The organism is Bacteroidia bacterium (genome assembly GCA_016218155.1).
Lineage (GTDB): Bacteria > Bacteroidota > Bacteroidia > Bacteroidales > GWA2-32-17 > GWA2-32-17.
Genome location: JACREQ010000067.1, coordinates 1 through 4,793, shown reverse-complemented (window position 1 = coordinate 4,793; position 4,793 = coordinate 1). Strand labels below are relative to the sequence as shown.

Sequence of the window (4,793 nt, the reverse complement as noted above, 5' to 3'; positions counted from 1 at the left end):
GTTAAAAGAGGAACACCATATGTTAAACTTAATTTGGCAGCTTAAAAAAATATTAAATAAATATTTGGAGATATCATAGATATCGGTTCGATGTTGGATTTGGCAGGCTTTTACTTGCAGTGATTGTCAAACCGCTAAAATGTTTGAAATTTGTTAAAATTGTCAAGTTGCCCATAACAGCCTGCTAAATGCCAACATAGTGTTAGGGGCTGTGGTTTATTTGTCAATTCGCTTGCATCATTTTATTATTAGCTTTCTATTTTCAAGTTTATTGTCATATAAAATTTCCAACATGTATACTCCTTTTGAAAATGTCGAAACATCTAATTCCATTAAATTTTGATTTTCAAATTTGTCAATGTACAATTGCTGTCCAGTTGAATTGAAAATTTTAATTATTATTTCTTTTGCTAAGTAGTCATTAAGATTTATTTGAATTTTCTCAAAAGCAGGGTTTGGGTAAATTGTTATTGATTTTTCTGATGTTTTCTTATATATATTTGTCCAATTTTCGCAATAAATCGAATCAGAACTTACACAAATATCATCAATATAGTAAAATGCATAATTATTATTTGAAGGTGCTAAATTAATAGTATCAGTATTATTGTTATTAAAAAAGTTTCCGATAATAATATAGGAATAAGAAGAATCTGCAATAAATGACCCGCTTATCTTTGTCCATTTAACTGTATCAATAACAATATCATTGCTGTAATAATGGGCGGTATTATTTATTGGAGCTGGGTTAGAATAGGAATAAGGAACTGTTGAAAATTTAACGCCCATTTTATTTGATCCAACAGTTACTCCCCAATTTAAATTGCCACCTAAACTAATGTAAAAAGAAATAAAATATTTTTGCCCAATAACCAGATTAGATAATAGTGGTGCACCTGCAAATTCTAATGCATTTTGAAATTGAGCATGAAATGGACAAATTCCAATATACGCATTTCCAGTATGTGGATATTGAAATCCATAATAACAATTTGGGGGAGAATAATCAGAATTAGAAGAGCAAGTATTAAAATAATCAGGAGATTCCCTATAAGAATCCCAAAATGTACAATATGAGATTTGACTATTATTGTCAGGGCAAATAGAATATTGTTCAAAACTCGGGTTAGGAGCTAAGTTTTGAGATTGTACATTTTTACTATATATAATAAAGAGCAAAAGAAATAATATTTGAAGATATTTTGTGATTTTCATTTTTTATTTAGTCAATGAATTAGTTGTTTTTTTTTAACCATTGCCCCTAACAGTTTAAGCTTAGCTATGTTGCGTAATTACTTGCAGGCATTGTCCAAATGTAATAATGTTGATTTAGAAAAGCAAATTTATTTAACATTCTGCCAGCAATATAGACTAAGGTGGTGTTAGCAACTCGTAGCAAGGCTGTTATGATTTTGAAATTTAGTGTCAAAGAGAACGATTTGAACGACGGCTTTAATTTGTAACAACGTTTCGAATTTGTGTGTCATGATTAATTGCAATAATTTTTATTCCTGTATGTCAAGCGAAGACTGTGCGGTTGTGGGTCGGGTAAAAAATTTAGGTCTGGACACAATGATTTGCTTTTTGGTTTTGCAAATGATTGTGATTGCTCCTACCCTGTCAAAAAGAACGGATTTGCTCTTTTGAGTGATTAGCGAAAAAAGTGCAAAGAACGAATTTGTCATTGAAATACCGTCGTTATTTTTTTGTTAGATAAATTTTTTATGAAGTGAAGCTTGGCTTTTGCGTGCTATGGTTGCTAACGGTTGCATGTTGGATTTGGCAGGCTTTTACTTGCAGTTGTTGTCAAACCGTTAAAAGGTTTGACTTTTGTTTTCTGTGTCAAGTTGCCCATAACAGCCTGCTAAATTCCAACATAGTGTTAGCGCCTGGCATTTGTTATTTCGTTAAAGGTATTCCATATTTTCTGTCGAACAAGTAATATTGTAATTCATTGTCGAAAATGTAAGGAACTATTTCAAGTCCAAGTCCAGAAATGTATTTATTTAATTCTTTATCCTTTATTTTGAATTTGTCAGCACTCACAATATTTATTGGAAAGTTGTCAAGATTGGGATTTTTGGAATGTATATAAACTGCATTTTGTGAAAGGTCATTTTCAATTATACTAATAAAAACTTGATAGTCGTGTGGGTATTTTTTTAATTTTACTTTTAAAAGCTCATAAATTTCAAGTAACTTGTCTATAAATATTTTTTTTGTCGACCAGTTTTTATTAAAATTATTGTCCCAGTCTACATGAGTATGCCAAAGGTCGAACCAACTATTTGGTCCACCACTAAAGTCTAATTGCTTTAAATTTATTTCTGTTTTCATTTTAATGCTTGGCGCTAACGGTTTGCGGTTGAATTTGGCAGGCTTTTACTTGCAGTCATTGTCAAACCGCTAAAATGTTTGAATTTTGTTAAAATTGTCAAGTTGCCCATAACAGCCTGCTAAATTTTAACCGTGTGTTACCAACTGCTTTTTGTTATATTTTAATGCCGATTCCAAGTCTACAGCTATACATTTTTGGTAATTCGCTTAAATTAAAAGTAATATATTTTCTTTGTTTGATTGGAATTTGAGGAGCAAATGATTTCTGTGTTAAAATATCTAATTCCGAAATACAAAATGGGATATTAAAATCTATATAAAATCTTTTGCTCAAAAAGAATGTTAGACGAGGAATTAAATATGTGTCAATTCCTATACTATAATTTGAAGAACCATAAGAATTCGCCATTCGTGGAATGGATTTGGTCAATCGGTAATATGGACTTATCGCAAAACCTAATGAAAAATTAAACCTTTTGTTTTTAGATTTATTAAAAAGATAAATGTATTCATAACGTAATGATATAAGTGTATTTTTATAATCGAATTCAGAAAAGTACTCAATAACGCCGCTGGTGTCATTAATTTGTTTGACGGAATTATTTTGATTACTAAATGAAAAACTTTTTAGTTCAATTTCTTTGAAATTATTTTTTCTTGATTTCCATTGAAAAGCTATAGTCGGGTTTAAGAATTTTAAAGTAGAAATTGTCCTATCGATATGAGCAGGGAAGAAGTTAGTAGTATTTAAGACAATGTCGTATGAGGATAAATTGTAAAGCTTAACACTCAGCTTATAGTCAATACTTTTATCTTGAGTCCATGCACTATAAGTCAAAAAGATTGAGATAATAACTAAAATGTAATTTTTCATTGATAGATTAATTTTTCAAGCATTATTATTTCTTGGAATTTTTTAAAAGTAGTTGGTAACGTTGGCATGTTGGATTTGGCAGGCAATTGCTTGCAATTGGTGTCAAACCGTTAAATGGTTTGACTTTTGTTTTCTGTGTCAAGTTGCCCATAACAGCCTGCTAAATTCTAACATAGTGTTAGCGGTAGATTTTATTTTCATAATTTAAAGCTAAAAGGCATGAGAAACCGATTATTTGTCGGTACGCCATTTATAATAATTGGAGAAATGTTTTTAATTGATTTTAATGTTTTTATTACTTCGTTGTCTAAAACTGGAGAAACACCTCTCACAATAACAATGCTGTCAATTAAACCAGTTGTTGTAATTAAAAAACTTGCGAAAACTTTTCCTTGAATGCCATTCTTTTTTGCATTTTCTGGATATTTCAAATTTTTTATAATGTTGTCAAATAAGCTTTGACTAAAATAAACTTGTATGCTTGTGAAATTTCTATTAAACAAATAAAAAATATATTTATAATTCCTGTCGTTAATTGTCTTGATATTAGTCAATACAGTGTCATAATTAGCACTATATAAAAATAAATTATAAGTTCCAGAAATAATTTTGTCGAATTCAAATAAGCTGTCTTTGTTTGTTTTAATATTTAAAAACAAATATTGCTTTTTGTTTGAGGTTAGTCTAACGCTGTCAAGGTTATTAATGATTTTATTTGAATAATTCTCTAATAATTGAACTCGCATACGTGAGTCATTCTGACTGAAAGTTGTCAACCAGAAAATGCTTAAAAATATAACGAATATTGTTTTCATAAATTTACCGCTAACGGTTTGCGGTTGAATTTGGCAGGCTTTTACTTGCACTGGTTGTCAAACCGCTAAAATATTTGACATTTGTTAAATGTGTCAAGTTGCCCATAACAGCCTGCTAAATTTTAACCGTGTGTTAGGGGCTGCTTTTATTTGTTTTTAATCTTAAAGTCACCAACAATTGGAAATCGTTTAGTAATTGTGTCCAACTGCCAAATAAGTTCTTTAATTTGTGTCTGGTCGAAACTCAACAAAAAAGTCAATTCGTTACCTTCATTTGGTTTATCACTAGCTTTTACATTAACTTCAAAGTGTCCTAAACCATCGCCTAAAATATTTAATTCTAGCTGTTTTTCAAGTCCAGAAAAAATTGCTGAACCCTTAAAGTTGCTATATAAAAGTTCGAATTCTTGTTTAAATTTTTCAAAGTCCACAGTCATAAAATCAGCCACAAATTGTCCTGAAAACGCTCCACAATTAACAATTACTTTTGTTTTAATCCAATTGTTGTCCCAGTCAAGTTGACTGTTTTCTCTGACTAGTGCTATTGGTTCTAGTCTTACGAAATTTACTGAGTCAGAAATTTCAAAAAATAAGTCTTGTTGTGTCATAATTTTATAAAGTTGCCCCTAACGGTTTGCGGTTGAATTTGGCAGGCTTTTACTTGCACTGGTTGTCAAACCGCTAAAATGCTTGAACATTGTTATTCTTGTCAAGTTGCCAATAACAGCCTGCTAAATTTTAACCGTGTGTTAGGCAATGTTGTTATT

5 protein-coding genes are annotated in these 4,793 nt (G+C 30.4%); all 5 read right to left on the bottom strand.

Annotated features, from left to right (window positions below):
• Positions 1–237: 237 nt before the first annotated feature.
• The gene (locus HY951_12120) at positions 238–1,215 is read right to left on the bottom strand and encodes a T9SS type A sorting domain-containing protein (protein ID MBI5540800.1); all 978 of its coding nucleotides are present in this window, start codon (positions 1,213–1,215) and stop codon (positions 238–240) included.
• A 684-nt stretch (positions 1,216–1,899) separates the two neighbouring features.
• Positions 1,900–2,337 carry a hypothetical protein gene (locus HY951_12115; protein ID MBI5540799.1) on the bottom strand — a complete coding sequence of 146 codons (438 nt, stop codon included), beginning with the start codon at positions 2,335–2,337 and terminating at the stop codon, positions 1,900–1,902.
• A 154-nt stretch (positions 2,338–2,491) separates the two neighbouring features.
• The gene (locus HY951_12110) at positions 2,492–3,211 is read right to left on the bottom strand and encodes a hypothetical protein (GenBank protein MBI5540798.1); all 720 of its coding nucleotides are present in this window, start codon (positions 3,209–3,211) and stop codon (positions 2,492–2,494) included.
• Between the two features lie 197 nt (positions 3,212–3,408).
• On the bottom strand, positions 3,409–4,026 hold the full coding sequence (locus tag HY951_12105; GenBank protein MBI5540797.1) for an energy transducer TonB: 618 nt from the start codon (positions 4,024–4,026) through the stop codon (positions 3,409–3,411).
• 146 nt (positions 4,027–4,172) lie between these two features.
• Positions 4,173–4,634 (bottom strand): hypothetical protein, encoded by a 462-nt coding sequence (locus HY951_12100; GenBank protein ID MBI5540796.1) that lies wholly within the window; start codon positions 4,632–4,634, stop codon positions 4,173–4,175.
• Positions 4,635–4,793: the final 159 nt, after the last annotated feature.

Bases quoted from the DNA above. Each gene is read 5' to 3' on its own strand.
- HY951_12120 (MBI5540800.1), bottom strand. From the start codon at position 1,215: ATGAAAATCACAAAATATCTTCAAATATTATTTCTTTTGCTCTTTATT.
- HY951_12115 (MBI5540799.1), bottom strand. From the start codon at position 2,337: ATGAAAACAGAAATAAATTTAAAGCAATTAGACTTTAGTGGTGGACCA.
- HY951_12110 (MBI5540798.1), bottom strand. From the start codon at position 3,211: ATGAAAAATTACATTTTAGTTATTATCTCAATCTTTTTGACTTATAGT.
- HY951_12105 (MBI5540797.1), bottom strand. From the start codon at position 4,026: ATGAAAACAATATTCGTTATATTTTTAAGCATTTTCTGGTTGACAACT.
- HY951_12100 (MBI5540796.1), bottom strand. From the start codon at position 4,634: ATGACACAACAAGACTTATTTTTTGAAATTTCTGACTCAGTAAATTTC.